This is a genomic window from Halorubrum sp. B52 (genome assembly GCF_059752555.1).
On sequence record NZ_MWTG01000018.1, the window covers coordinates 176390 to 202746 of the forward strand.

Here is a 26357-nt window from a genome sequence, read left to right on the forward strand (position 1 = left end):
GAAGTGGTGGGGTGGGTGCGTGACGCGGATTCAGCAGGTGTTGTTCGAGTTGGAGTCGCAGTACGCGGTCCACCCGTATTTCGTGACGGGGAACGCGTTGTTCAACGCACTCGCTCCGCGCGTTGACGATGAGACGCGGCGGCGATTACGAGTGAGTCACGGGGTGTTCGTGCCGGAGGAGTACGGTGAATACCCGGATGCGCATTCGATGCCTGGGTACGCGGGGAAGCTCGGCGGGTCGCTCCCAGCGGTGGACGCGTACGAGGATTTGTTCCTGTATCGTGATCCGGCGCAGCGATGGTTGTTGGAGTCGCGGCCCAGGGATGCGCATAACACGCATGATGTGCGGATGCACGGTGGGCGTGTGGCGTTCGACAACGAGTGTTGGTTTGGGCGGCCCGAGGCGATGCGAAATAACCGGCGGTCGGTGTCGTGGTACGTGCACTGCTACGTGCACGTGGACGGCGTCAACGACACGATCCCGCTGTCCGAGGACATCCTGAACGGGATTCAGGTCGGCGGCGCGAGGAACTACGGGTTCGGTGAACTATCAGTCGCTGATACGCGGGTCGTGGAGTTGGAGGAACTCGATTACTCTCGACTCGAAGCGGCACACCGCGACGGGGCGGTGTGTGAGGTTGAGTTGGTGACGCCGTTTGTCATCAAGTCGGAGTACCCGGGGGCGGACGCACAGTCGGTGCCGTGGTGGTGGGGAGTAGAGGGTGATGAGTTGCGGCGGCGGGAGACCCGGCTCGTGCAGGGCGGTGAGTCGTACGCGGTGACGGTGCTTGATCACGGGCAAGTCGTCCCGTACTCTGGTTCGAACCCGGTGCGGACAGCGGTGAACGGTGTGTTGCGGGTTGGGACGCATTCCAGATTCGGGTTCGGTGAGTTGCGCATCAGGTCAGCTGTCGATGACCGCGTGCCGGGGCGTTCAGACGCCGGGGGTGGCGGGGCGTGACGTTGCGGCAAGTGGCGTTCGATATCGAGACAACCGGGTTCGACGCGGATGACGTCGTGACGGTGGTCGGGTTCGCGGTGCCGCTCGGCGTGCGCGTGTTCCTCAACACGGCCGGGCGGGCCGCTCCTGAGATCGGTGAGGTCGGTGGGGACGTGGTGGTGAAGGTGTCGACGCACGCGTCGGAGCACGGCTTGCTGGCGGCCGTGGCCGGGTTCGTCACGGAGCGGTTTCGGGACGCGGACGTGCTGCTCGTTGCGTACAACGGGGAGCGGTGGCGCGGCGGGTTCGACCTCCCGTTTCTCCGCACGCGGTTCACACGCCTCGACATCCCGTGGCCGTTCACGGGCGTGCCGTACGCAGACGTGCTGCCGCTCGTCTCGAAGCGATTCAACACGAGTGTCGACGGTGACGCACACAACGATCTTGACACCGCATACGACGTGCTGTGCGACGGGACGTACGGCGAGTTCGATCCGTTCGCGGAGAGTGCGGAAGCGGTGACGGCGTTTGAGGACGGGGAATTCGCGGCGCTCGCGGCGCATAACGTGGCGGACGTGCTGCGGACCCGTGACCTCGGACGGCTCGCGGAACAGTACTGCTCGAAGTCAGATTTCGACGTGAAATCGTTGACACCGACACGGAACGACGCATGACACGATACACGACACGATGGACCGTTGGTGATGGACAGTGAGTACAGACGACTTCCCGGATGACGTTGATGGGTTCAGGACTGCGGGGAAAGAGTCGTGGGCGCATCTCTGGCCGAAATTAGAGTTGGAGCGGTGTCGCTGCAGGCAAACGGAACCGTTCTTCCACGGTGAGTACCGATTCGAGAGGAAGGTTGCTGACCGCGTTCCGGACTGTGCGGTGATCGGAGGTGACGTGAACCGCTGGATTGAGTTCGTCGCTGGGTCCGATCAACCGTTCCGAGAGAAGACGCGGGAAGCGCTTCGCTTGGGGTTCGTGGTGCACTGGGTGTTCCATACTGACAATCGAGACCAGATGTGTGATGCTCGGGAGGCGCTGACCCCGGAATTACAAGCACCGTTCCGGTTCGGTGAGTACGACCCGACGGACGGCACAATTACCGTGGGGGATCCGGTGACGTTCAAGAATTACGCGTTCCCCGTGGAATCCATGGCTGAATTCGTCCCGGAGTCGCTGTTAGGGTATCGGCGCGGTCTCGCCCGTATTGCCCAGCGAGACAAAGCGTATGATCTTGGGATGTTCGACGTGGCTGGGTGTCAACGCCGGATTCTCGCCGAATACCGTCAAGGAAAGTATTACCGCGCCGTCGCACCCGGGCAACCAGTCGAAACCGGGACGTTCGGATTCCCGACACAGGACGGGTTACAACGACTCGTCAATGACGGGCAAGTCACGCGACTCGGACCCGTCCGTCGGCGTGACGCTGTAGAGTAACGTCTGACCAGAAATCACCACCGAGTTGGCGGTTGTCCTTCTGGAAGGTTAGTTCTCGATAGTGTCTGTGATATGATTAATAATTTCGTGAGCGGTAGATCGACTGTACGGTGCGTTTGCATAGCGAAGATCGAACCGCTCGGGTGGCATTTCTTGAATAAGTCCATCTTCTATGGCCTCCTGAATAGTATCGAAATGATATAAACCAAAAATAAAATCAGTTAGTCGATCGAGGGACAGTTCTCCAGTCCCGTCAACGAACACATTTCCATCCGCATGTGATGGTTTGAGTGCCACATGACTTGGCTGCCATATTGGTCGCGTGTCAAGCGGATATACGGCGATTGGTGTTCCACCAAACAGGGATTTAATCGCAATCATGACACTAATACAGTCTCCATGTTGCGGTTCACAGACTTCAGTGAGATTCGCGTCAACGATGGTCTGGCTAACGTCAATATCACTCGTTTGAACGTCGTAAAGTGGTGGTTCAGTTAGATCGATTAATTCATCTTCTAGATCGCTTCGTTGCTCGTTCGGATTATCCTCCATTAGTAAGCAGCTATATCTTGGTGAGATAACACCCTTTCGCTGACCCATCTAGATGAATTAGGTCAGAGAATACTGTAATCGTTATTATTCAGTATATACACCAGATTCGGCTTGTTTGACAGCGTGAGCGTCAGCAGGAGTAGACAGAGCTAGATAGGCGCGCAGGCCAATGTGTAGGGCCGAGCGATGAGCGGTCGATCGACGGGATAGATTGCCCGCGCTCGGCGGGTGACCGAGTCGGGTTGTACGGTTCACTCGGCCGAACTGTCGTACATCGCTTCGAAGTCTTTCTCGCCGCGGATCAGTTCGTCGACGCCGCTCGTGAACGTTACCTCGCCGAACACTGTCGCTCGGTAGTACGTGTAGAGGCCGTCTGCTTCTCGCTCGGTGTGTTGGCGTTTTTCGACGAACCCGACGTTGACGAATTTGTTGAGTGGTAGTGGAGGGTACTGTCGTCGATGTCGATCGCGTCCGCCAGTTCTGTGGGCCTCGTGTCGCCGCTGTGGATGAGGCGGTAGAGGATTTCGTACCTAGCGCGGTGCCCGACCGCTACGTACATCGCCAGGTACTCCTCAAAGCTGAGGACGCTATCCTCGGGCAGCAAATCTTTGGGTTCCCCCAGGAACGCTGCGCCGGGTGATTGCGGGTGATTCGCCGCCATCGTAGTGTCCCGTACAGGAGAGAGGACCTTAGGCACTCTCAAGTCGAATTCTCTCAAAAAACACTGGTTTTTAAATCTGAGATGATTTGAACGGAGGTCAGATATTTTGTGGAATACAGCGTAAGTTCCTCACTCGGTAGGGTATTCCCAGACAAACAGCGGAATTGAGAAATCGAAGTACTGTTCTAAGACGGCCTGTACGTCGTTTTCGGTTCGCCCAAGGGTGGGGAAATTGACGTACGATGGGATCAACAGTACGCCGACATCGGCGGTGCGACCCGTTGGGAACACGGTGGGGTCGCGGTGGGCGATTTCCATTTTCATGAGGTGCCAGTTCGCGCGCATTTGCTCGCCGCTCTCGTGTTCGACTAAGATTCCGTTTTTGTAGGCGTCGAAGCTCGCTCGACGGGAGACCACGTCGTAGTCCGTGGTTGTCTCGAATTTGACCGAGACTTCTTGTTCCCAGTTGAGCGGGGCAAGTAGTTCACGCCGGTCGCTCAGGTTCTGGTTCCCTCCGCCGTGGTCGATGTACGCTTCCGCGATTGCTGGCAGCTCTTCTTTCAGGCCTGTGTCCTCGACGATATCTCTCCCCCCGTTGAACGACCACGTGTCCCGTCTCCGAATCTCAGGCCTCATTGAGCGACGAGACTGGTTACAGGGCCTTACGATTTGAGGTTAAACCACGCTCTCCGGACTTGCGCGGCTCATCCTCTGTTCTCGCGCTCGGCGTGCCTGATGAGTGTTGAGAAATTCGCGGACTGACCGGTACGGTGTTTTCGGACGATCACTCACCGTCGCCAGTTGGTTTGACGTCGTACGGGTACGGGTGTTTCCCTGCGTCCGGGTCAGGGTCGTCGATGATATCCAGGTCCTCGTTGTTAGGGTGTCCTTGTGTCGTTTCCTCGATCTCGGGCGGGTACGGTCGCTTCCCCGCGTTCGGATCCTCGTTGTTCGTGCTGGGCATGTCTGGTCGATGGGTGCGGTCGGGTAAGTGTGTGGCCCACAGGCCGTCCGGAGTCACCGCGTTACGGGGGTATTCTTGTTACACGCATGCTCGGGGGCGTCGGAGAGCGTGCTCCGCCGAGGGCTGTCCTCCATTCGGTAGTGCTGTTGAAATCCATCGGCAAAACGGACGACGGGGGTGGACACGGTAGTATTGGGAAAATTTGATTATTGTCCCACGCGTGGTGTGAGGTATGACGACTGAGACTGATGATCGAGGGAGGATTTATCTCTCGAAGGATCTCCGGGACCGTCACGGCGAGCGGTTCCGCGTGGTTGACCTGCCAAGTCGAATCGTCCTCGTTCCCGTTGACGACGATCCGCTTCAGGCGGTCCGCGAGAGCGTGGGCCCCGTGTTCGAAGGGAAGGATATTGATGAGCTTCGTGAAGATGCACGGGCGACGATCGCGGAGGAGGCTCGCCGAGAAACCGCGGAGGAGTCGGATACGTGACGGCGACGTACGTCGAAACTGATTTTCTCTTCGCTGTGGCGAAACCCGATGATTGGCTGAGCGAGGAAGTTGAGGCGGTTCTCGCCGAGGAATCCGTCGAAACGTCGCTGCTTGCGTACGCGGAGTTTCTCGTCGCCACGTACACGGAAGACGACGGGTTCCGGTTTGAGGTGACACCGCTCGTTGCGAACATGCTTGACTTGGTTCCACTGCCGTCACCGGAAGAAGAGGAACTGCTGCTTGCGGCGGCAACGTATCTTGATGACCACGATCTCACGCCGTTCGACGCGCTTCACGCTGCACACGCCGTGACGCGCCACGGCGGCGTGCTCATCGGGTCCGACCAGGCGTACGACGGGCTATCTGATCTCGACCGTCGGCCGCTCACTCCCGACTAACACGCTTTCGACGGCGCGGATCGCGGCGTGCCTGTACCAGTCGGTGTTGTACGACCGGAGGTTTTCGAGCGGGAGGGACGTGAGTGATGCCCCGACTGTCAGCGTCGGCGACAACGTTGTGGACGGCTTGTCCGAGGGTGAGACTGGGAGCAGGGTGTTGTGTAACGAGTGCGAACAACCTCTCAGATGTGCTACGTATTGCACAAGCGATACCCGGGTTTGAGTGCTACACGGCAGTATCACATGACGACACTTCGGAGCCGGTTGTCGGAGCTCACCGATCCCGACGCCGAAGTGGCTGAACAGACGCGTGACGCGTTGCTTTCTGAACTCGAAATTCCGACGGACTGGACGGTGGCCGAGACGGACGTCGAGATTGCGCAGGACGCAACGGGAGACTGGTTTCTTGTGGCGTTCGACCACCGATCGGATCGGGAGAAGCGAGCGTCCGTTTTCCTACTTTCGGGCTCACACGCATTACAGGTCTACGTCGAATCTGCTGATACCGATCACTGGAGCGAGCCGGCGCGAGACGCCACGGAGATCTCAGCGGTACTTCGCGGCCACGCGTGACCCGCGTCGGACTCACAGATAGTGAACGCAACGGGCGGTGACCAGCGATAGATCGTCAGACTTGCGATGCTGGCTAATCAACGAACGCGGAGACGAAGCGCGTTGAACACGCTACCCGGCCCTATCATTCTCTGAGTCGTTTGTGCCGCTGTTACGGAAGTACAAGGAGAAAGCCCCGCCTTCAGGGCGGGGAGGATGTCAAGGGTGTGGTCGCTGGTGCGCGGTTCGGGGCGTCATAGCTCCCGGATCGATGGCTGAGTGTTCTGGATGAGACGGCCGAACTCAATTTGGTAGCGACACAGCTTGGAGAACTGAATTGAGTGGTGTGCGATATCAACGCCGTTGAGGATGATGGCGAAAATGCGGTCGTAACACGTGGCGTGGTCGTGAGAGGTATCGAGTTCCGATCCGTTTCGGTTTCCGAGTAGCCGTGGACGAATCGGCTAGTTGCCCCGAAGCACCACTGTCTAGACTACTGCGCGAGATTCGTTTTGTTGCCCAGTGGTACGATTGTCAGCTGCGTGATGGTGCCGTGGACTCCGCGGCTTTCTTACGAGCGCGTTCGTACAGTTGGCGTTCTTCGAGAGCGGTGGTCCAGTCGCTGAGGTCCGTATACACGTCGTCAATCTGTGCCGTGCTGAATTCGAGAACATCGACCGCAGCAGGTGAATCAGCGTCGTAGCGGACACGGTACTCCTCAATACGAGTAGTTAGCTCTGACACGCGAGCCTGTAACTCATCAACCGTGTTCTCTTCTGCCAGCCTAGTCGCTTGACGCCACTTGAAATACTCCTCATTCCGCTCATACCGGACTGGCCGGCCCTCGTGACGGATAACAATCCTGAGCTCAGCATAGAAAGACAAGTGTGACCGTGCTGCCTCGTCCGAACAGTCAGCCAACTCGGCGATCTCGCGGACAGTTGTCGGTTCTCGGGCATGTAGTACCGCACCGTACACCCGGTGCTCCGCGTCTTCACCTTCAAACGGCCTCTCGAATGAGGGTGGAGCGTCGTCCGTCATGCCCTCCACTACGGAAGTAGGGACAATGGTTCTTGGTTCGTCGACACTGCTCTGGCGGCAGACTCATTTGTAGAGACACGAGTGAGTGGTTGGGAGTGGGTTGCGTCGGACGCGGCAGTTCCTGTTGATGATGTACTGTGCGGCGGTGATCTGCGGGGGTTAACGCGTTCCAGACGACGATTCCCTTTAGACGCATCTACATCTGTGTGTGGGGTTTGTGACCCGACTTCGGTTCTATGTACGCTGAGCGGCGATGAGATCAAAACACGGTGAAGAAACTCGATGAAAGAGTACCTGCGGCGGGTTAGGATCGATTGCACCCTCCGGTAACTCATCCGCACCGTTTGATGCGTTGCTAGTTGCTGCGAGTCCGCTCGTGGCGGATTATGAGCAGGGTATTTTTGTGATGAATGAAACCAGTCGTGGATTACGAAGAATTCGTTGTAGGTTGCGGCGGAGTATTGGGAGTGTCGCATGTATATGTAAGTCAAAATCCGGCGTGACACACGGTGTCTCGGTGGCTCCTTCGTTGGGTTGCTGAGAGGACGAGGGTTTATTACTGCGTGTTGGTTTCACCTGTTCACCACGCGGCGGTGTGTGGCCCGCTTCGCGGCGATCCGCCGGTGTACTACTAGAATGCGATCCGAAAGCGCGCGAGTTCAGAAACGAGACCAGGGCAACCACATCAACGCGATTGTAGTCGTTGGTACGGGAAGATGAACGCTGCTACGAGATACGTGGAAGCGTCTGAAACAAGCTCACCAGTACACGCATATGTTTCAGATCATGGGCAAGGCGTCTCGGAAACTGAACTCACACATGCGACGGTTGCTGGTCGGTCGATAACCCTCTCAAAGGATGTGGCCACTGACGACCGCGATCTCATCGCGGACGGGATTCGAGTGACCGAACCGGCCGAAAAGTCGTGTTTCGCTAATGCACTCGGGATGTGGGAGTACAACGACCGATTCACGTACGTCGAAGGTTTCGCAGTCATGACCGATCTTGACGTTGGTGGGATCGAACACGCGTGGTGTCTGCTTGACGGAGAGCATCTTGTCGATCCGACGACAGCATCGTTTGACCACTATTACGGTGTTGTAATCGACGATTCAGAGGTCCTCCACGAATATGCCGAAGAGTATCCGTACGAAGGGATTCTCGGTAATCACAAAAACCGGTATGCGTTTCTCCGAGAACGAGGGTACGTCGATTGATCCATGACGCCGGACAGAACCGTCTTTCGGAGTGTCGTTCACAATTCCTCGTAGCCGGGTGAACCGCGAAACTGTGCTAGGGGCCGCTACGGCCAAGTGTCGGAGAGAAACGCGTTGATGTCAACGTCGTACTTGGGTATCGAGACATGGTGGTTGCGGAGAAACCGTTTGTACCGGCCGGACGTTGCTTTGGCCGGGTGAAGAATTTCGTGAGGAGGCACTGTGAGTTCATATGAGAGCCACATGCCGCGGTTCTGGCCGGTGTTGTGTTGATAAGCTTTCACGAGTCCCTTTTCGCGGAGGTTACCTATTAGTTGTTCAACGCGCCGTTTTGAGACGGATTTGAGGCCAAACGACTCGGCGGTGCTCTCATACATGTGGGATAACTCACTAGTAGTGATTTTCTCGTCAGTTCTGTCTGCTCCGGGTTGCGTTTCGTCGTCGCTAGTGGAGCCGGTCATATCCACAGAGGTGTGGACAGCGATGATAGTACACAGGAGTTGTTCCTTCGGATTGAGCTCCTGTGTGAATGTGGTGTATGAACCGAGCGCTTCGCGTGTTTCGCTTGCGGTATTGAGGTGTGCTTCCGTTAGTTGATCGGCGTCGGCTTGGTGTGCAACGTACCCGGCTAATTCGAGCAACTGGAGGGCTTCGGCCGCGCTCCCGGTCTCTTGAGCGATGATTGCTGCACACTTTGGAATCACGGGTTTGGAAATTCCGTCTTCCGTGAATGCGACCTCTGCGTGTGACTCTAAGATATGCCGTAGTTGTGCGGCGTCGTACGGCGTTGTTTCCACGGTGTCCATGTATCGTCTGTAGATGACATCTCGCGGAAGGCGGTTGTAGAGACGAGAATCGTTGGAGATTCCGATGACTCCGCATTCGGTCTGGTCTGTTCCGTACGTTTCGATCGCTTGCTGTATCTCGTCAAACGGCAGATCGTTGTCACCGAGTCCTTCGAGGTTTTCTAAGACCAGATACCAAGTGATGGTCGGATCATCCATCTGCTGTAGGATCGCTTGTTCTAACTCCGGTTGCGAGCGACCGTGATAACTTTCCTCGCAGACCTGGTAGGCGAGTTCAACGTAGATTTGATACAGTGACGTATACTCGCTACAGTCTATTGTGATCACCTCGATATCTCGTTCGACTGCTGTTTCGACGAGGGTGAGAATATGTCGTGTGACCGTACGCTTGCCTGTCCCAGAATCCCCGTGAATCAGTAGGTGGGGCGGGCGAGAGCCGTCCACGAAGTCCTGAAAGTTACTCACTAAGTCGGAGATAGTGTCGTCACGTTCCACGACTGTGTCGGAGATGTACTCATCGCGGAACGGTTGTCTGGTCTTGAATATCGCCATTTGGTGAGTATTTGTGAGGGGTGGTGAGCGAACCGCCGGTTACCTATCCCTATGAATTAGGGTTATAAATGGGTAAGCCCTGAGATGGGTGATTTCTGCACTGGTCCCAGCGATTCGGGGGGACACACACACCCTATTTCGCACGTTCCCCGGTCAAAAGGGAGGGGGTGGGGAGTATGGTCGCTGGTCGGTGTGTGCGTGGAGTGAACGATTGTGACGGGAACGGCTCTATCCAGTGTCTGCGAGTTTTCTTATTAATGCGGTGCTTGAGTTTGAGAGTTGCTCTCGGTTCCTGTAGCTAGCTGAGCGTTGCTTTTTCACTATATTATATATCTTATGGTAATAGCAATATATACATGCAGATACCGTGGCTAGATGACTCAATAAGCGTTTTTTATATTTGGCCTTCTGACGCAGGAATATCTTTTAAATAGGATACGTATCTCCATGATCACTCGTAACGACGGTGGATCTCCCTCCACCCCCTGCTTGAATTGGAGAACGCACGAAATAGGGGGTGGGTGTCCCGGTTCTCCGCCGTGTTTTGACAAAATACGCTGTCTCAGGCGAGCCACAACCCAAAACAGCCACTCACTAAAAATTCCGAACTTACGGTGAATCCGGCAGACTACTCAGTCTATCTTCCATGACCCACGCCGCGCCAAGCAAGGGTGGCTGCATAAGGTAATTAATTCTACACTGGATTAGCGTAGATATGCAGTTCTTCACGGCGGACGATGTCTTGTCGCATAGTACAGCCGCGTCGCCAGATGAGCCAGTGACGGTCGATATCGACGATTCGATTCAAACTGCGCTGGAGATTATGTTGGAGAATGATTTTGACCAGCTCCCGGTGGAGAGTGAGTACGGGGTTGAGGGCGTGGTTACGTACAAGTCGGTTACGAGGTATGTGAAGTCGATGGAGGATGTGAGTGTCGAGGAGACGTCGGTGAAGATTGCGTTGAATACGTCGCCGAAGTTTGTCGATCCTGATCACGATATTTTCGAGTTATTCGAGACATTTGCTGAGGATGATTTTGTCCTCATTGGTGATTCGGATGGGCTTGAAGGGATTCTGACGCGGTATGATATCCTGTATTTCCTTGAACTTCAAGTCGATCCGTTTCTGAAGATTGGTGAGATCGAGGAAAGCCTTCGGCATATCTTCCGAGAGTCCGTCGATGATGTAGACCAGTGCATGGAGGAGGCGTTCGCTACCCGGGCTGAGAATGACGACCGATATGATCCTCCTGAGCGGCTCGATGATTTCTCGTTCGACGAGTATCGACTATTCATGACGAGGAACCTGGAGCAGCTTCCATCTCGATTGACGCAGGAACGCTCAATGGTGGAAGATCTGCTTGAGGATATTCGGGAGACTCGAAACGCGCTATTCCATTTCCGTGCAGAAGCCGATGAAGTTGATCGGGATCAGTTGGACATCGCTCATTCGTACTTCACCGGTATCGCCAACACAGTCTAGCGACTGCCCCGATAGACGTTCGTAAGGTCCGTAGCCGCTGCTTCTCTGGGATTGACGGTTCGTGGGATCACGGTAAGCGATTGAGGATTGTGGCTTGTTGCCGTACAGCATTCTACCGCAAGTCTAATACCCTGTAAGAATATATTATATAGCAATTATGCTTAATGGGCATTTCCAGTCAGCGGGGGCGAGTATTGGTCACGGGGATGCGAGCGTACTCTTCCCCGTTGAGGAGCTCGATGCGACGGTGTTCCAGCGTCGAGATGCGGAACTCGCGATTGCCGACGCTGACGGGGAGAACGTCATCATCATCGCCCCAACGAGCCTAGCGAGCAGTTACTTCCTCACCCAGCACCCCCTTACCGCGATCCCCGTTGACGAGCTCGCACCCGGAGTTCGGTCTACGGTCGCCGATGCGCTCGACACCCCGATTGAGGCGTTTGACCTCATCCAGATCGGCAAGTGGGTCACCGACAGTCCCGACCACTCACTCGCCGAATACACGGACGCGTGACCGGCTGTATGGACGACGAATCGGAGACGAACACCGCGGCACGACCACCCTTTCACGATGACTGACTCGCTTACGGACGACTACCTGGAGGCTGCCCCGTACATCCAGCAAGCAGTTGAGGAGCACGGTGAAGAGTGGGTGCTGGAACACTACTACGAGCAACTGTACCCACTCGGGCGAGTTATGACGGTGCCCGACAAGGACGAACTCCCGTTTTACGACCCCGATGAACATGACACGATGACAGAAGACGAGACAGTGGAGATGTATCAGGCGTTGGCAGCATACCGAGAGAATCTCCGCACCGGGACGAAGCCCGACGAGTGACTGCCGCCCTACATTTTTCTCAGCGGTAGTCGTTAAGTGACGTATGAATTCGGATCGAGCCCGTGGAGTTCTACTAGGGTTGGCGTGCGGGGATGCACTTGGCCGACCAGTGGAGTTCAAGTCTGCATCGAAAATCAGCACTGAACACGGGCGGCTCGACGAGATGATTGGGCACGGGACGTGGAACCAGCCTGCTGGGACAATCACTGACGACACAGAACAGGCGCTGTGTATCGCTCGTAGTCTCGTCGAACAGCAAACGTTCGATCCGGCGGATGTCGCTGACCGGTTCGTCGCGTGGTACGACACCGGCCCGTTCGACATTGGAGGGATGACGAGACGGGCACTGAACCAGCTCAAACGCGGTGACGAGTGGGACAAGGCCGGTCAGCAGGTCTGGGAGCAAAGTCCGGAAGGCCAGAACGCGGGGAATGGGAGTGTGATGCGGTGCGCGCCGCTCGCCGTCTCGTACGCGATGGACTGGGAGCGACTCGCCGAAGTGAGTCGGCAGTCCTCGAAGATCACACACGCGGATCCACGGTGCACGTACGGGTGTGCAGTTCTGAATCTCACCATAGCTGGCTTGCTCGACGACGCGGCAACGCCGTTGAGAGACGCGCTCGGCTACATCGGTTCAGACGCACCTGACGATCTCGTAGCAGCGCTCGAACCACTCGCCTGCGGCGAATCTCCCGGTACGTTAGAGACGTCAGGCTACGTCGTCCATTCGCTGCAAACAGCACTTCACGATGGATTATTCGCCGAAAGTTCTGAGGAGGCGATTGTGACTGCTGTCAACCGTGGCGGCGACACCGATACGATCGGCGCGGTAGCGGGCGCGGTCGCCGGTGCACGGTTTGGAGCATCAACGCTTCCAGACCGGTGGATTGCTGCTCTCGATGGGTCCGAGGAACTCAAATCACTGGCAGAGCAACTCACGTTGGAGTGATACTGACGACGAAAAGAGCGCTCTTACCAGCGTCAGTCAAGTCCCGAGCCCCACCTATGCAGTTTTATTAATGGTCTGTTCAATAAGGTTCGCATGGTGGATGTGAAGTCCCGGGACGTAGACAAAACCGTATCTGATATCCGGGATTTCGCCCAACGGGTGGAAGCGCTTACTGAGCGTGGAGACATTCGCCGTCCTTGGCCAACACTCCGTATTCTCGGACGACGGAATAGAGAACGGTACTGGCAGGCGTATCTTGCGTATTTCTTGGATCCCTCCAAACCACATGGCTTCCGGGGAGTTCTTTTAGAAGATGTTCTGGAGATAGTGTCAGAAGAAACGGACTTCACACGAGATCTGTTGCATCCCGACTGGAATCTTGTGGAAATAGAAACCGAAGCTAGTGGTGACGAAGGTAGGCCAGATATCCTCATCTACCAGCCCGATAGATGGTTCATTTGTCTTGAATTGAAAGTCAATGCAAGCTATGACGCTGGACAGCTGAGAAGGTATGTTGAGGCCTCCGAGTTCAGCAACTTAGATGTAACAGAGTATGACCCTGAACGGCGATTCTACATCTATATTGATACTGAGCAGCCGCCGGGATTCCCGCCAGATGCCGATGCCGACCACGAGTTTGCGATGGTTACCTGGAACGAGATCGCCAGAGCGATAGATACGGTAACAGCCCCTCCTAACGGTCACTATCCCATTCGAAGCATTGAGCAGTTGAGAGACTATCGTGAGCTGATTTCGTACAAGACAAACATGGATCAGGACGACAGAACCTTTCGGGAATTAAAAGACGAGTACATTGAACACCGAGACGCGATTCATGCTGCTAACGAGGCGGGCAACGAGTTTGTCGCTCGGAACTTAGCCCACGAATGGGTTAGTGCGATATCAACCGGCGATTATCAACCAGACTTTTGGGACGAAAATTGGGCAATTCACTATAGAGAAAATCGTGATTCACCGGGTTGGGGACAAGTATACCATAGAAGCTGGAAGCAGAGCGACGACCTAGATGTCGATGTCCATTTCGAGCACAAACCACGTTGGGAACATTTTCAAAAGGGCGTATTAGTTCTCAACCTCGAAATCGAAGGAGGGAGTGACGCAAACGACTCGATTAAATCATGTTGGAATAAAAACAAGGGCGTTATCCAGAGTCGGATACCGGAGACTATGGAGATCGGTTCGCCCAGCCGTCGGGACAAATACATGCTGAAGTCAAAAGACGGCGCTTATGAATACACACCCGGCGATCCAGACGCGTACTTCGAAGCTCTCCAGGAGGCACTTGAAGATAACAAGCCAGTAGCTGATATTGTGGATCAGATCATCACTGCACTTCCGTTTGAGGAACCACCGGACGTCCAATTCTGAGAAACTAATTCAATTGCTCGCGGATGCGGCCTATTACTATCTTCGTATATAGCCACGAGAGCCCGGTGTTGAGTTCTTCGAGGAATGTCGGTCGCACTCCTGCGTCAGGCGGGAATGCGAGTTGCTCGCCGTCGCGGTTGAGGATGGTGTCGCGGAGGAACGGGTGGGCGGGGTCGAAGAATGGGCTGGTTCGGATGCGGTGGTCGCTGTCGATGGTGAACAGGGCGGCATCGAACGCGCGATGGTGGAGTGAGTTCAAGATGAGGACGTTTTCTGGGTGCTCGGCCAGGTCGGGGTCTTGAGTTCGTGGGAGGATGTGGGCTAAGTCCAAGAGGTCTTCTTCTCGAATTCCGGTCATAGTGCAGGCGTGGCCGTACCGGTCGAAGGCGTTGTCACGGAAGGCGTCGCTCACGATGGTTTCGGCGGTTTCGTAGCGTCGGATCCGACCGCTTTGGTCAAGGATCTCACCGGTCGGCCACTGAGCGACGTCGCCGGTTTCGAAGGTGTCCCTGTCATCGGACTCAAACGGCGGTTCTCTATCAATCAGGTTCGATAAAACCGGGAGTTCAGTAATTGACCCTCGTATCCGCGTAGCTGCTGGTACTCTGTGGGCGGGGTTGTACTGCTGTGCGTTCGGAGTGAGGCACATACGATTCTCGTAGCTGCAGTACCGCAGGTCGGATTGAGTTTGGCAGGCTATGCTCATCGCTAAGAACGAAGAAGAGCATTGTTATTATATGTCACACTGCCCGAATTGTGGACAGCAAATCAAGGATGAGCACTATTACTGCGGCCAATGTGGCCACCCACTCGCTGAGATCGGGGGCGAGACAGATCAGAGACCTCCGACAGGGACGGCAGCGAGTCGTCGAGGGTTCCTTAGCAGGCGATCAATGGAGTACCTGACCGAGATACTGAGTGAGGAACGGGAACTGGATTCTGAGACAGTCAGCTACTCGAACCTATCTAGAGATGTCGGAGCTGGGTTGGCGGACCTTGCGACAGTGGCGCTTGTTGAGGATGTCAATTTGCTCGCCCTTGTTCTCGATAATACCGGTGACGCCGACGTTCTAAGTCAGGACGTACAGCAACTCACCAGTTCTCAGATGGAGGAACGAATGATGTGGATGGGATTGTTACTCGTGCCGGCACTGTACGACCGTGCATTTGGAACGGAGTGGGACAACGAGTTCTCAGAGCGCCTAGAAGAACTTTCAGAGAAGGCTGCGGAGTTCGATAAACAACAGTGAGTCAACTCAAGAACCGGATTGAAACGCGCGCGGTGCTTACGATCTCTGCCGCGTGGGTTTTTGTCTCCGCCGGGATATTGTGGGAACGATGACCGACCCTTCCGAATTGTTCGAAGCGTTTCTTCAGAACGACCGAGCGCAATCACGATACCGTGAGCGCAATGAGAAGCGCGATCAGGTTCGGAACGAACGTCTCCTTCCATTGTTGAACCAGTTTCTCGACGGGGAAATCACGCTTGATGAATTTAAACCGCGTAATGACGGCCTCAACAAGCAACACCCGTACTGGGGGTTTGATGGGTTCAACGGGCAAATGCACTTCAACCAGATGTGGAACGCGACTCCCGATCAGGAGGAGCTCGCTGCCCACCTGCGTGAGATTCTCCCCAAGCCCGAGTCAAGGGCCGAGGCTGTGGAGCGAATCAATGCGCACGCCGACCTGGCGCGAACCTACCGGGACAACAGCATCGACGCAGAGCCTCGTTACAAGCCTGCGATGTTCTTTCTCAGTTACTTCTGGCATCTACAAGCGCCGACCGAGTATCCCGTCTTCTACGTCACGACTGAACGCTACTTAGAAGACCACGATCGGTTTATACAAGATGGAGAATACGGTGAGGACTACGTCGAATTCATCGAAGCACTGGGCACGTTAATTGACCTCGCAACAGAAACGACCGACGCCGGCTGGGAGTACCGAGACATCTCGAATGCGATTTACTGGGATCAAGAACTCCGCCCAGAGTGGGAAGCAAATGAGGAAGAGACGGGAGATCCGACGGGGGGTACTCAGGAAGAAGACGTTCTCGCTAGCTTCCTCCCACCTATCGTCTCTGACCTGAGTGGTGTCGCGGAACGAGACAGTGCAGTTGAAGCAGAGTACGAAGAGCAAGACAGAGATTTAGCGGTCGTCTTCGAAGAGAAACTCCACCACTCGTTCCGAATCCTCGGCTTCGATGTCGAAGAACTCGGGCAGGGATCCGGTCGCCAGCCCGACGGTATCGCTACCGCTGTTCGAAACGACTACGCCATCATCTACGACGCGAAAGTCCGCGGTGACGGCTACTCCATCGCCACGGACGACCGAGCGATTCGAGAGTACATCGAGACGCACGCCCGGCAGTTGCGTGATCAAGGCGTTCGTCGTATCTATTTCGCTATCGTGTCCTCGACGTTCACCAATCCTGATCAGGGCACGCTCCGCGAGATCCGCGAGACGACTGCCGTAGAGAGTATCGTATTCCTTAGCGCGGAGTTACTTGAGGAACTCATGGTGCTCCGTCTCCGGGAACCGTACCTGAATCTGGATGATATTCGGGCAGTGTTCGGAACGAGAGACGGCATCTTTCGTCGAGAGGAGTTGAACAATGTACTCCCCGACTGGAGAGATGTCACCGTCGACGAATTTCTATAAACTACCCCCACTCCCTGCTACTCGTTTCCCTAAGCAGTGAGTAGACCTGGCCTATTGAAGCACGAAGCATCGTCACATATGTCTACACGTTTTCGTAGTCAGCGGTAGGTGCCAGAGTATTCTAGCGGTTCCTCTCTGTGTAGGAAATCATGATTTCTGAAATCGTGATTTCTTCCCTGAGAGGTACTTAAGGGGAAATCAGGCCAAAAACCTTATATCGGAAATTTCAGTGATAGAGGTCCTGATATGCCGCATTTTGATTTTGAAATCCATATTAGATCCCACATTTGCGAGCACAAGAAGCTGTTCCCGGGGAACATCGGCCCCTCGACCGGCGAGATGGGGACGTCGATGTTCTGGGCCGGCCAGAACGAATTATTCGAAGAGACTTTCGGTAAGATCGAGGGGTGGCTCGCCGACGAGGGGTACGTCGGCAGCATCGACATCAACTGCATCGTGAACGAGAACGGGATCTACCCGCTGGAGTTCACGCCGCGGTTCGGCTACCCGACGATCGCGTTACAGGAGGAGTCGTTCGAGTCCGGGACCGGCCAGTTCTTCTACGACCTCGCCCACGGGAACGACCCGGAGCTGTCGGTCCACCGGGGGTACCAGATCGCGGTCCGCGTCGTGCTCCCGCCGTTCCCGTTCGACGACGAGAAGACGTACGACGAGAACTCGCGGAACGCGGCCGTGGTGTTCGAGACGGAGAGCAGGGACGGGATCCACCTCGAAGACGCGAAGAGCGTCGACGGGCAGTGGCGGGCCGCGGGCGACAACGGGATGCCCATCGTCGTCACCGGCAAGGGCGAGACGATGCAGGCCGCGCGCGAGCGGGCGTACGACCGCATCGACGACATCGTGATGCCGAACATGTACTACCGCGACGACATCGGCGAGCGGTGGGTCGACGGCGACGGCGACCGGCTGCTCGCGTGGGGGTACCTCGGGCCCGGCGGGGAGTGAGGTCGGCGCCGGCGTTCGCCGCTCGCCCGAACGGCCGTCGCTCCACGACTTTTTAACCGTCCGGGTCCACCACTCGCGGTATGGCGAAGTACTCGACGGGCGGAGGCGGCGGCGGCGACGACGGCGACGCCTGTGAGCTCTGCGGGCGGGAGACGACGAAGCTCCAGCGCGCCACGGTCGCCGGCGCGAAGCTGCTGGTGTGTTCGGACTGCCGCCCGCACGACGACGCGGGCAACGCGCCGCAGAGCGGGGGCGGCTCCGGCTCGGGCGGCAGTCGCGGCGGCAGCTCCGGCGGGAGCCCGGGCGGCGCCAGCGCCGAGTCGAGCGGCTCGGAGAGCCGGAAGAAGGAGCTCGCGCGGAAGCAGGCGAAGATGTACGACTCCGTGACCGGCGACTCCAAGCACTGGGAGGAGGGCGGCACGAGCTACGAGTCCGACCGGCTCCCCTACCTCGTCTCCGGCTACGGCGACGACGTGGCGGCGGCCCGACAGGAGGCCGGCCTCACCGTCGAGGAGCTCGCCGACGAGCTCGACGTCGACGAGGACGACCTGTTCGCGGTGGAGGACGGCCGGGCCGCGACGGCCGGCGTCGGCGGCTCCGTCGTCCGCGCCCTCGAGGAGCGGCTCGGCGTCGAGATCGTCGACGAGTGACCCGCGCGGGACGATGAAGGCGATCAAGGACAGCGTCCACGGTCACGTCCGGCTCGGCGACGTCGCCGCCGAGCTGATCGACACGCCCGCCTTCCAGCGGCTGCGTCACGTCAAACAGCTGTCTACCGTCAGGCTGGTGTACCCCTCCGCGAACCACACCCGCTTCGAGCACAGCCTCGGCGTCTACCACCTCGCCGGCCGCGCCGTCGAGGGGTTCGACGTCGACGCCGACACCTCGGCGCACGTCCGCGCGGCGGCGCTCCTCCACGACGCCGGTCACGGCCCCTACGGCCACCAGACCGAGGGGATCATCCGACGCGCGACGGGGCGGGACCACGACGACGTCGCCTGGCTCCTGACCGACGCCGACCGCGAGGTGTGCCAGGTCCTGGAGCGCAACGGGCTCGACCCCGAGCGCGTCGCCTCGCTGATCGCGGGCGAGGGCGGGCTCGGGGCACTTGTCTCGGGCGAGCTCGATGTCGACCGCATGGACTACCTCGTGCGCGACGCCCACCACACGGGCGTCCCGTACGGCACGGTCGACACCGGGCGGCTCGTCAACGAGCTCCGGCTGGCGGGCGAGGGCGGCTCGGCCGAGAACGGCGGGGCGAGCGGCCCCGGCTCGGTCGACCCCGAAAGCGCCGAGCTCGTGCTCGCGGAGGGGAACGTCCCCACCGCGGAGAGCCTGCTCGTCGCCCGGTCGCTGATGAACGCGGTCGTCTACCGCCACCACGTCTCGCGGGTCGCCGGCGCGATGTTAGAGCGCGCCTGCGAGCGCTACCTCGACCGCACCGACACCGACGCCGAGACGTTCCGCCGGATGGCCGACCACGACCTGCTCGTCGAGCTCCGCGAGACCGTCCCCGAGCTCGGCCGGCGCATCGAGCGCCGCGACCTCTACAAGCGGGCGGTGTGGGTCGGGCTGGCCGACGTGCCGGCCGGAACGGTCGACGCGGGCCACGCCGAGGAGGTCGCCGCCGAGCGCGAGATCGCCGAGCGCGTCGGCCTGGATCGCGAGGCGGTCGTCGTCGACGTCCCCTCCCGGCCCGGGCTGAAGGAGTCCGGCTCCACCGTCGTCGTCGACGGAGTCCCGCAGCGGCTGGAGGACGCCTCGGAGCTCGTCGGCGGGCTGCGCAGCGCCGAGCGCCGCCGCTGGACGCTCGGCGTCTACTGCCCGCCGGAGCACGTCGACGCGGTCGGCGAGGCCGCGCGCGACGTCCTCGGCCTCCGCGGCGTCGGCGCGCGGACGTAGCCGCTCGGTCGTCCCCGTTCAGTCGTCGACCGGCGCCGGCACCGCGAACACCGGGCGGTCGCTCCCGAGGATGACGTCCTGCGTCACGCTGCCGAAGACGGCCTTCCCTGTCGGTCGCCGCTTGCGGCCCGAGACGCAGATCGCGTTCGCGTCGACGTCGGCGGCGGCCGCGAGCAGCTCGTCGGCCGGCTCGCCGCTCGCCTCGTAGTGGACGCAGGTGACCCCGGCCTCCTCGAGCGTCTCCCGAGCGCGTCGCACGGCCGACAGCTGGTGGACCGAGGCGCCCCCGGGATTGTCGCGGAACACGTGGCACAGGTGCGCCTTCGTCTCGTCGGCCGCGCGCGGGAGGTCGGCCACGGCCTCCGCCTGCGCCACCGCGCGTCGGTCCGCCTCGTTGTCGATCCCGATGAGGACGTCGTACATGTGGGGACGTTCGCGTACGATGCTTATAAACGGTGGCCGGGGTTCCCGCTCGTCGCGACCGATCCTCCCACTCCTTTTATCAGATGCCGACGAACCGGTCCGCATGATCACGGTCAAGGACACCGTCCACGACCACATCGAGATCGACGGTGTCGCCGCCGCGCTCATCGACACCCCCGCCGTCCAGCGCCTCCGCCACGTGAAACAGCTCGGCACGGTCCAGCTCGTCTACCCCTCCGCGAACCACACCCGCTTCGAGCACAGCCTCGGCGTCTACCACCTCGCCAGCCGCGCGCTCGATCACCTCGGCATCGGCGGGAAGCGGGCCGAGCGCATCGAGGCGGCGGCGATGCTCCACGACGTCGGCCACGGACCCTTCAGCCACAACCTCGAGTCGCTCACCCACCGCCGGACCGGGAAGTACCACGACGACGTCGACGGGCTGCTCGCGACCGGCGCGGTCGGAGAGGTCCTCCGAGACCACGACCTCGACCCGGACCGGATCGCCGGGATCGTCGCCGGCGAGGGGCGGTACGCCGGGCTCGTTTCGGGGGAGCTCGACGTCGACCGCATGGACTACCTCGTCCGCGACGCGTACCACACGGGCGTCCCGTACGGCACCATCGACACCGAGCGGTTCGTCCGGGAACTGACCTTCGTCGAACAGGACGAGATCGCGGACCGAGCCGACCGCGACCGAATCGAACGCGACCGAACCGACCGCGGGGGCCCCGAACTCGTCCTCGACGAGGGGAACGTCCAGACCGCGGAGAGCCTCCTGCTCGCCCGCGCGCTGATGAATCCGGTCGTCTACACCCACCACGTCGCGCGCATCTCGAAGGCGATGCTGCGGCGGGCCGCGAGCGACCTGCTGGAGGCGACCGCGACGACGGCCCCCGAGCTCCGGCGCATGGACGACCACGACTTCCTCGCCGCGGTTCGCGACTGCCGGGCGACCGCCGAGCTCTCCCGGCGCTACGACGAGCGCGACCTCTACAAGCTGGCGGTGTGGGCCGAGTACGACGACGTCCCCGAGCGCGTCCACGAGGCGGATCGAGAGACCGAGGTCGCCTTAGAGCGCGAGATCGCCGAGGAGGCCGGCGTCGACCGCGAACACGTGATCCTCGACGTGCCGCCGGAACCGTCGATGCGCGAGTCGACCGCCCGCGTGACCGTCAGCGGCGAGGTGCGCCGGCTCGAACGACAGTCGCCGCTGGTCTCCGCGCTCCGGACCGCACAGCGCAACCAGTGGCGACTCGGCGTCTACGCCCCCCGGCCGGCGACCGACCGCGTCGGGCGCGCGGCCGCGGACGTGCTCGGCCTCGACCCGGACGGGCTCGTGACCGAGGTGCGCGGGGCGATGCCGACGACGCTCGACGAGTTCGAGTAGGGGAGGCTGCGGCCCTCCGCCGACCCGTTCCCGTACCGTTTTAACCTCGGGCTGGCGACCGGGAGGTATGCATCTGGAGGGGACGGTACTCGTCGGCGAGGCGTTCGAGCCCGTCGAGGGACGGGTGGTCGTCGACGACGGCGAGATCGTCCGGGTCGAGGAGGAGTCCGTCGAGAGCGACGACGTGATCCTCCCCGCCTTCGTCAACGCCCACACCCACATCGGCGACTCCATCGCGAAGGAGGCGGGCGAGGGGCTCTCGCTCGACGAGCTCGTCGCTCCGCCGGACGGGCTTAAACACCGGCTCCTGCGGTCGGCGACCCGCGAGGAGAAGGTGGCGGCGATGGCCCGCACCCTGCGGTACATGGAGTCGACCGGCACCGGGGCCTTCCTGGAGTTCCGCGAAGGCGGCGTCGACGGCGTGGCCGCGCTGCGGGACGCGGTCGCCGGCGAGGGCGTCGCCTTCGGCGAGCGCGCGATCGACCCCGTCGTGTTCGGCCGCGACGACCCCGACGTGCTCTCGGTCGCGGACGGGTACGGCGCCTCCGGCGCCCGCGACGCCGACTTCGACGCCGTACGCACGGAGGCGCGCGAGGCCGGGAAGCTGTTCGGGATCCACGCGGGCGAGCGCGACGCCGACGACGTCAACCCTGCGATGGACCTGGACCCGGACTTCCTCGTCCACATGGTCCACGCGGAGCCGATCCACCTCGAACGGCTCGACGACCGCGGCACGCCGGTCGTCGTCTGCCCGCGCTCGAACCTCGTGACGAAGGTCGGCGTCCCGCCGATTCGCGAGCTCGCGGAGCGGACGACCGTCGCGCTCGGCACCGACAACGTCATGCTCGACTCCCCGTCGATGTTCCGCGAGATGGAGTTCGCCGCCAAGCTGGCGGACCTGCCCGCCCGCGACGTGCTCCGGATGGCGACCGTCAACGGCGCCCGGATCGCGGGGCTGAACAAGGGGGTCGTCGAACCCGGCGCCGACGCGGACCTGCTCGTCCTCGACGGCGACTCCGACAACCTCGCCGGGGCGCGCGACCTCGTCCGAGCGATCGTCCGGCGCGCCGGCGCCGCCGACGTCTCGCGGGTCGTGATCTGCGGCGAGGAGATCGGCTCGGCGGGGGACTGAAGGCGATCGCGGCCGGCGTCTGACCGCGATTCGGTCGCCGTCGCAGTCGCCGCGACGAGCCGGGAGAGAAACGGTTTAGTCGCTGGCACCGGCCCGATCGCTCATGCACGCCATCACTCGATCCGGCTGGATCGAGGTCATCTCGGGGTCGATGTTCTCGGGGAAGACCGAGGAGCTGCTTCGCCGGCTCCGCCGGTCCGAGATCGCCGGGCAGTCCGTCGCGGTGTACAAGCCGGCGGTCGACGACCGCTACGGCGAGACGACGATCGGCAGCCACACGGGCCGCCAGTGGGACGCGACCGTCGTCGACAACGAGGGCGACGGCCCTCTCGACATCCTCGACGACGAGCCGTTCCCGGAGGTCGTCGCGGTCGACGAGGCGAACTTCTTCTCGAACGCGCTCGTCGAGGTCTGTAACGCGCTCGCCGACGCGGGGACCCGCGTGATCGTCTCCGGCACCGATCAGACGTTCCGGGGCGAGGCGTTCGAGCCGCTCCCGCAGCTGATGGCGACCGCCGAGTACGTCGACAAGCTCCAGGCGATCTGCTCGCAGTGCGGCGAGCCCGCCTCGCGGAACCAGCGCCTGATCGAGGGCGAGCCCGCCCACGCCGAGGACCCGACCATCCTCGTCGGCGCCGAGGAGTCCTACGAGGCCCGGTGCCGCGACTGTCACGTCCTGCGGGCCGGCGAGCGCGCCGACGGCGGTCGGTCGTACCTGACCGGCGGGGAGCCGGGGTCCGGAACGTCGACGGACCCCGACGAGTCCGCCGACGGCGCCGAGGAACCGGTGGACGCGAGCGACGACTGAAGGGAGCGACCGTCGGCTACGCCGCCGATCCGTCGTCCGTCGCCGAGGGCTCCTCGGCGTCGTCAGACTCGGTCGCGACGCGGTACAGCCCGACGAGCGAGACGAGCGCGAGCACCGCTCCCTCGGCTCGCGCGGCGACGTAAGCCCACTCGCGGGGCTCCGCGTCGCCCGCGTCGCGGTAGACGACGCGGGTCCACGCCCGCACGACCGGGCGCGGGGCGAGCGTCTGCACCAGTCCGACGAGGCCGACGACCAACAGCAGCGCGGCTTTCATGGCCGTCGATTCGTCGGGCGCGGGCAAAAGCGATGCGCCGCGGGCGCTCGCGTTCGACGCGGCGCGGCGCCGCCCGTCACACCGGCTCGGCGGCCGCGAGGAACCGGCGACAGGTCGCGGCCGCCCACTCCCGGACCGGCGGCGCGTCGGACCACAGCAGCGCGGCGAGCCCCCGCTCGTCGAACAGGCCCGCGACGGCGCGGTCGCCGACGAGGAGAACGCCGATCGGGGAGTCCCCCTCGTGGCGGTACGCCTCCACGCCGTGTCCGGCGAGAGCCGATCGGACCGCGGCGCCCGCGGGACCGTCGAACCAGTCGCCCGCGCTCCCGGTGAAGACGAGCCGCGCTTCCCCCTCGATCCCGTCCGCGACCCGTCGTGCGAGCGACTGGTCGACTCGGGGGATCACGCCGACGAGGGGGCCGCCGCCGGCGACGAGCGCGGAGAGCCGCGCGGCGGGTCCGGGGTCCTCGCCGCGCTCGACGACGGCGACTCGGCTCTCCATCCCCGAGAGGTCGCCGTCAACGGCCTCGGCGACGAGCGCGCGGAGCGAGTCTCCGTGCGATGCGTTCTCACTCATCGATCGCGTCCCCGCCGGGTCGCGCCGGATACGACTGCCGCCCACCGGTCGACCGGCGGGCGAGGAGGCGGGCCGTCGCGCGCCGCCGGTCGTCGGGGCGCTCCTCGGTCGTTTCGTCGTAGTACAACACCGTCAGCCCGAGGCCCGCCCGGAGGAGCTCGTTGGCCGCGAACCGGTACCGATCGTCGCTCGGGCCGGACGGGGTAGAGGAGTCCGACCGGAGGTGCCCCTCGACGAACAGGTAGCCGCCGGGGACGAGCGCCTCCGCGAGGTCGGCGAAGCGGTCGAGCGTGTGGAAGAAGCTCATCGCGATCAGCTCGTACGCCTCGCTCGGGAAGCCGTACGTCGAGACGTCGCCGCGGATCGGCTCGATCCGGTCGCCGATCCCGCGCTCCGCGGCGCGCTCGCCGACGATCTTCAGCCCCTCGCGCGAGGCGTCGAGCGCGTCGACCGCGTAGCCGGCCTCCGCCAGAAACACCGCGTTCCGGCCGGTGCCCGCGGCGACGTCGAGCGCGCGCCCGTCGGGGATCGAAGGTTCGTACGAGCGCAGCACGGGCGACGGCTCCGGCTCTCGGGGGTACTCGCCGGACGCGAACCGCTCGTCCCAGTCCGTCATGGGGGCACTTGCGCCCGGCCGAGCGTAAACCCCACGGGCGTGCGGGTCTCAGTGCGGGCATGGACGAGACGGAGTCGGCCGCGGAGGCGCTCGGCGAGCTGCTGACCGACCGCGACGAGACGCTCGCGGTCGCGGAGTCGCTGACCGGCGGGCTGGTCGGCTCGCGCGTGACCGACGTGCCCGGCGCGAGCGCCTACTTCGACCGGGGATTCGTCACCTACGCCTACGACGCGAAGCGGGAGCTGCTCGGCGTCTCCCGCGAGTCGCTCGACGCCGAGGGAGCGGTGAGCGCGGCCGTCGCGGAGGAGATGGCGGCCGGGGCGCGCGACCGCGCGGGCACGACGTGGGCGGTCGCGACCACCGGGATCGCCGGCCCGGGCGGCGGCAGCGCGGAGAAGCCCGTCGGCCTCGTCTACGTCGGCGTCGCGTACGCCGCGCCGTGGGGGACCGAGGCGTCGTTCGTCCGGAGCGAGCGCGTCGTCCTCGACGGGGACCGCGCCGCCGTGAAACGCGGCGCGGTCGACGCCGCGCTCGACGCCTTGCTCCGAGCGATCCGCGAGGTCGACGCCGGGGAGTGAGACCGGTCGCCGACATCGGCGTCGAACGTCCGAGCGCGCGAGCGTTTATCCCCGTGGCTCGTGTACGGGCGCCATGGTCGAACGCGTGCTGGTGCCGATGGACGACTCAGAGCTCTCCGAGCGAGCGCTGCGCTACGCGCTCGACGTGCACCGGGACGCCGACGTGACGGTGTTACACGTCGTCGGGGAGCCCTCTCGGATGATGGGGGCGGCGACGGGGATCGCTCTCGCGGACGACAGCGAGGAGCGGGTCCGAGAGCTCTGCGAGGACGTGTTCGAACGGGCCCACGACATCGCCGAGGAGTACGGGGTCGAGCTGGACACGCTGGCGGAGGTCGGGTCGCCGGCCCGCCGGATCGTCGAGCGCGCCGACGAGTTCGACGTGGTCGTGATCGGGACGCACGGCGGGTCGCTGGCCGATCGGCTCCTCGTCGGCAACGTGGCGAAGTCCGTCTTCCAGCACTCGCCGGTCCCCGTGACGGTCGTGCGCTGAGGCGGGCGACGGCGCGCTCGGCTCGGGACGCCGCCGGACCGCGCCCTCACCCGTCGATGTACGCGTGGCCGACGACCGCGACGAGCAGCGCCGCGACGACGATCCACGCGAACGGCTCGACGGCGAGCAGCCGGATCGGCCGCGTCACTGACTCGTCGAGGCCGAACAGGGCGCCCGCGGCGAAGACGATCGCGAGGACGAGGGCGGCGACGACCCCGGCGACGCCGAGCAGCGCGGTGTCGGTCCGGTCCAT

32 protein-coding genes and 3 pseudogenes are annotated in these 26357 nt (G+C 61.5%); 23 read left to right on the forward strand and 12 right to left on the reverse strand.

Going from position 1 to position 26357, the window contains the following annotated elements:
* Positions 1–19 precede the first annotated feature (19 nt).
* From B4V04_RS17690 to B4V04_RS17700, 3 genes are read left to right on the forward strand one after another with little or no spacing between them, the layout of a single operon-like run.
* A complete protein-coding gene (locus tag B4V04_RS17690; protein ID WP_498232974.1) occupies positions 20–961 on the forward strand; it encodes a hypothetical protein in 942 nt (313 codons plus the stop codon).
* A complete protein-coding gene (locus tag B4V04_RS17695) occupies positions 958–1614 on the forward strand; it encodes a hypothetical protein (RefSeq protein WP_498232975.1) in 657 nt (218 codons plus the stop codon). Before B4V04_RS17690 ends, B4V04_RS17695 begins: the two co-directional genes overlap by 4 nt.
* A 37-nt stretch (positions 1615–1651) precedes the next feature.
* Entirely contained in the window at positions 1652–2386 is a 735-nt protein-coding gene (locus tag B4V04_RS17700; RefSeq protein WP_498232976.1) for a hypothetical protein, read from the forward strand.
* A gap of 48 nt (positions 2387–2434) precedes the next feature.
* Here B4V04_RS17700 and B4V04_RS17705 read toward each other — a convergent pair whose 3' ends face one another.
* From B4V04_RS17705 to B4V04_RS17720, 4 genes and pseudogenes are all read right to left on the reverse strand, one after another.
* Positions 2435–2938, reverse strand: coding sequence for a hypothetical protein (locus B4V04_RS17705; protein WP_498232977.1), 504 nt, complete (start codon positions 2936–2938; stop codon positions 2435–2437).
* 251 nt (positions 2939–3189) lie between these two features.
* Positions 3190–3599: pseudogene (locus tag B4V04_RS17710) on the reverse strand (winged helix-turn-helix domain-containing protein).
* Positions 3600–3728: 129 nt separating this feature from the next.
* Positions 3729–4235 carry a hypothetical protein gene (locus B4V04_RS17715; RefSeq protein ID WP_498232978.1) on the reverse strand — a complete coding sequence of 169 codons (507 nt, stop codon included), beginning with the start codon at positions 4233–4235 and terminating at the stop codon, positions 3729–3731.
* 148 nt (positions 4236–4383) lie between these two features.
* Positions 4384–4563, reverse strand: a complete 180-nt coding sequence (locus B4V04_RS17720; RefSeq protein WP_498232979.1) for a hypothetical protein — start codon at positions 4561–4563, stop codon at positions 4384–4386.
* A gap of 232 nt (positions 4564–4795) precedes the next feature.
* Here B4V04_RS17720 and B4V04_RS17725 point away from each other — a divergent pair, with 232 nt between their 5' ends.
* The 3 genes from B4V04_RS17725 to B4V04_RS17735 all read left to right on the forward strand — a co-directional run bounded on the left by B4V04_RS17725 (position 4796) and on the right by B4V04_RS17735 (position 6024).
* The gene (locus tag B4V04_RS17725) at positions 4796–5053 is read left to right on the forward strand and encodes an AbrB/MazE/SpoVT family DNA-binding domain-containing protein (RefSeq protein WP_498232980.1); all 258 of its coding nucleotides are present in this window, start codon (positions 4796–4798) and stop codon (positions 5051–5053) included.
* Positions 5050–5451 carry a PIN domain-containing protein gene (locus B4V04_RS17730; RefSeq protein WP_498232981.1) on the forward strand — a complete coding sequence of 134 codons (402 nt, stop codon included), beginning with the start codon at positions 5050–5052 and terminating at the stop codon, positions 5449–5451. Before B4V04_RS17725 ends, B4V04_RS17730 begins: the two co-directional genes overlap by 4 nt.
* A 243-nt stretch (positions 5452–5694) precedes the next feature.
* Positions 5695–6024, forward strand: a complete 330-nt coding sequence (locus B4V04_RS17735) for a hypothetical protein (RefSeq protein ID WP_498232982.1) — start codon at positions 5695–5697, stop codon at positions 6022–6024.
* A gap of 513 nt (positions 6025–6537) precedes the next feature.
* On the opposite strand, the gene B4V04_RS17740 is transcribed toward B4V04_RS17735, so the two are convergent.
* A complete protein-coding gene (locus B4V04_RS17740; RefSeq protein ID WP_498232983.1) occupies positions 6538–7044 on the reverse strand; it encodes a DUF7342 family protein in 507 nt (168 codons plus the stop codon).
* A gap of 716 nt (positions 7045–7760) precedes the next feature.
* Here B4V04_RS17740 and B4V04_RS17745 point away from each other — a divergent pair.
* Positions 7761–8261, forward strand: coding sequence for a hypothetical protein (locus tag B4V04_RS17745; protein ID WP_498232984.1), 501 nt, complete (start codon positions 7761–7763; stop codon positions 8259–8261).
* A gap of 86 nt (positions 8262–8347) precedes the next feature.
* Here the strand turns inward: B4V04_RS17745 and B4V04_RS17750 are convergent, their stop codons facing one another.
* The gene (locus B4V04_RS17750) at positions 8348–9619 is read right to left on the reverse strand and encodes a Cdc6/Cdc18 family protein (RefSeq protein ID WP_498232985.1); all 1272 of its coding nucleotides are present in this window, start codon (positions 9617–9619) and stop codon (positions 8348–8350) included.
* A 715-nt stretch (positions 9620–10334) separates the two neighbouring features.
* On the opposite strand from B4V04_RS17750, the gene B4V04_RS17755 reads away from it, so the two are divergent.
* From B4V04_RS17755 to B4V04_RS17775, 5 genes are all read left to right on the forward strand, one after another.
* Entirely contained in the window at positions 10335–11102 is a 768-nt protein-coding gene (locus B4V04_RS17755; protein WP_498232986.1) for a CBS domain-containing protein, read from the forward strand.
* A 157-nt stretch (positions 11103–11259) separates the two neighbouring features.
* Positions 11260–11616, forward strand: coding sequence for a DUF8165 family protein (locus B4V04_RS17760; RefSeq protein ID WP_498232987.1), 357 nt, complete (start codon positions 11260–11262; stop codon positions 11614–11616).
* Positions 11617–11673: 57 nt separating this feature from the next.
* Complete coding sequence (locus tag B4V04_RS17765; RefSeq protein WP_498232988.1) at positions 11674–11943, forward strand: DUF8110 family protein; 270 nt, start codon at positions 11674–11676, stop codon at positions 11941–11943.
* A gap of 43 nt (positions 11944–11986) precedes the next feature.
* Positions 11987–12892 (forward strand): ADP-ribosylglycohydrolase family protein, encoded by a 906-nt coding sequence (locus B4V04_RS17770; protein WP_498232989.1) that lies wholly within the window; start codon positions 11987–11989, stop codon positions 12890–12892.
* A 93-nt stretch (positions 12893–12985) separates the two neighbouring features.
* On the forward strand, positions 12986–14281 hold the full coding sequence (locus B4V04_RS17775; RefSeq protein WP_498232990.1) for a PD-(D/E)XK nuclease family protein: 1296 nt from the start codon (positions 12986–12988) through the stop codon (positions 14279–14281).
* Positions 14282–14285: 4 nt separating this feature from the next.
* Here the strand turns inward: B4V04_RS17775 and B4V04_RS17780 are convergent, their stop codons facing one another.
* The gene (locus tag B4V04_RS17780) at positions 14286–14987 is read right to left on the reverse strand and encodes an HNH endonuclease (RefSeq protein ID WP_498232991.1); all 702 of its coding nucleotides are present in this window, start codon (positions 14985–14987) and stop codon (positions 14286–14288) included.
* A 31-nt stretch (positions 14988–15018) separates the two neighbouring features.
* Here B4V04_RS17780 and B4V04_RS17785 point away from each other — a divergent pair.
* The 6 genes and pseudogenes from B4V04_RS17785 to B4V04_RS17810 all read left to right on the forward strand — a co-directional run.
* Positions 15019–15087, forward strand: a pseudogene (locus B4V04_RS17785) (zinc-ribbon domain-containing protein); the annotation flags it as partial.
* Between the two features lie 87 nt (positions 15088–15174).
* A complete protein-coding gene (locus B4V04_RS17790) occupies positions 15175–15531 on the forward strand; it encodes a hypothetical protein (RefSeq protein WP_498233389.1) in 357 nt (118 codons plus the stop codon).
* 88 nt (positions 15532–15619) lie between these two features.
* Positions 15620–16945, forward strand: a complete 1326-nt coding sequence (locus B4V04_RS17795) for a restriction endonuclease FokI C-terminal domain-containing protein (RefSeq protein WP_498232992.1) — start codon at positions 15620–15622, stop codon at positions 16943–16945.
* A 291-nt stretch (positions 16946–17236) separates the two neighbouring features.
* A pseudogene (locus B4V04_RS17800) lies at positions 17237–17911 on the forward strand (phosphoribosylamine--glycine ligase); the annotation flags it as partial.
* 80 nt (positions 17912–17991) lie between these two features.
* Positions 17992–18561, forward strand: a complete 570-nt coding sequence (locus B4V04_RS17805; RefSeq protein ID WP_498232993.1) for a helix-turn-helix domain-containing protein — start codon at positions 17992–17994, stop codon at positions 18559–18561.
* Positions 18562–18574: 13 nt separating this feature from the next.
* Positions 18575–19813, forward strand: a complete 1239-nt coding sequence (locus B4V04_RS17810; RefSeq protein WP_498232994.1) for an HD domain-containing protein — start codon at positions 18575–18577, stop codon at positions 19811–19813.
* Between the two features lie 18 nt (positions 19814–19831).
* On the opposite strand, the gene B4V04_RS17815 is transcribed toward B4V04_RS17810, so the two are convergent.
* Entirely contained in the window at positions 19832–20236 is a 405-nt protein-coding gene (locus B4V04_RS17815; RefSeq protein WP_498232995.1) for a universal stress protein, read from the reverse strand.
* 103 nt (positions 20237–20339) lie between these two features.
* Here B4V04_RS17815 and B4V04_RS17820 point away from each other — a divergent pair, with 103 nt between their 5' ends.
* The 3 genes from B4V04_RS17820 (at position 20340) to B4V04_RS17830 (ending at position 23566) form a co-directional block, all read left to right on the forward strand.
* Positions 20340–21626: an HD domain-containing protein gene (locus B4V04_RS17820; RefSeq protein ID WP_498232996.1), complete on the forward strand. Its 1287-nt coding sequence runs from the start codon at positions 20340–20342 to the stop codon at positions 21624–21626.
* 67 nt (positions 21627–21693) lie between these two features.
* Entirely contained in the window at positions 21694–22758 is a 1065-nt protein-coding gene (locus B4V04_RS17825) for an amidohydrolase family protein (protein ID WP_498232997.1), read from the forward strand.
* Between the two features lie 103 nt (positions 22759–22861).
* The gene (locus B4V04_RS17830; RefSeq protein WP_498232998.1) at positions 22862–23566 is read left to right on the forward strand and encodes a thymidine kinase; all 705 of its coding nucleotides are present in this window, start codon (positions 22862–22864) and stop codon (positions 23564–23566) included.
* A 16-nt stretch (positions 23567–23582) separates the two neighbouring features.
* On the opposite strand, the gene B4V04_RS17835 is transcribed toward B4V04_RS17830, so the two are convergent.
* From B4V04_RS17835 to B4V04_RS17845, 3 genes are all read right to left on the reverse strand, one after another.
* Positions 23583–23840: a DUF6199 family natural product biosynthesis protein gene (locus B4V04_RS17835; protein ID WP_498232999.1), complete on the reverse strand. Its 258-nt coding sequence runs from the start codon at positions 23838–23840 to the stop codon at positions 23583–23585.
* A 76-nt stretch (positions 23841–23916) separates the two neighbouring features.
* Positions 23917–24417: a transcriptional regulator FilR1 domain-containing protein gene (locus B4V04_RS17840; RefSeq protein WP_498233000.1), complete on the reverse strand. Its 501-nt coding sequence runs from the start codon at positions 24415–24417 to the stop codon at positions 23917–23919.
* Positions 24410–25033: a class I SAM-dependent methyltransferase gene (locus B4V04_RS17845; RefSeq protein ID WP_498233001.1), complete on the reverse strand. Its 624-nt coding sequence runs from the start codon at positions 25031–25033 to the stop codon at positions 24410–24412. The genes B4V04_RS17840 and B4V04_RS17845 overlap by 8 nt, the downstream gene beginning before the upstream one ends.
* A 59-nt stretch (positions 25034–25092) precedes the next feature.
* Here B4V04_RS17845 and B4V04_RS17850 point away from each other — a divergent pair, with 59 nt between their 5' ends.
* Positions 25093–25611: a CinA family protein gene (locus tag B4V04_RS17850; RefSeq protein ID WP_498233002.1), complete on the forward strand. Its 519-nt coding sequence runs from the start codon at positions 25093–25095 to the stop codon at positions 25609–25611.
* Positions 25612–25684: 73 nt separating this feature from the next.
* Entirely contained in the window at positions 25685–26104 is a 420-nt protein-coding gene (locus B4V04_RS17855; RefSeq protein WP_144796421.1) for a universal stress protein, read from the forward strand.
* Positions 26105–26150: 46 nt separating this feature from the next.
* Here the strand turns inward: B4V04_RS17855 and B4V04_RS17860 are convergent, their stop codons facing one another.
* Positions 26151–26357 carry a hypothetical protein gene (locus B4V04_RS17860; protein WP_498233003.1) on the reverse strand — a complete coding sequence of 69 codons (207 nt, stop codon included), beginning with the start codon at positions 26355–26357 and terminating at the stop codon, positions 26151–26153.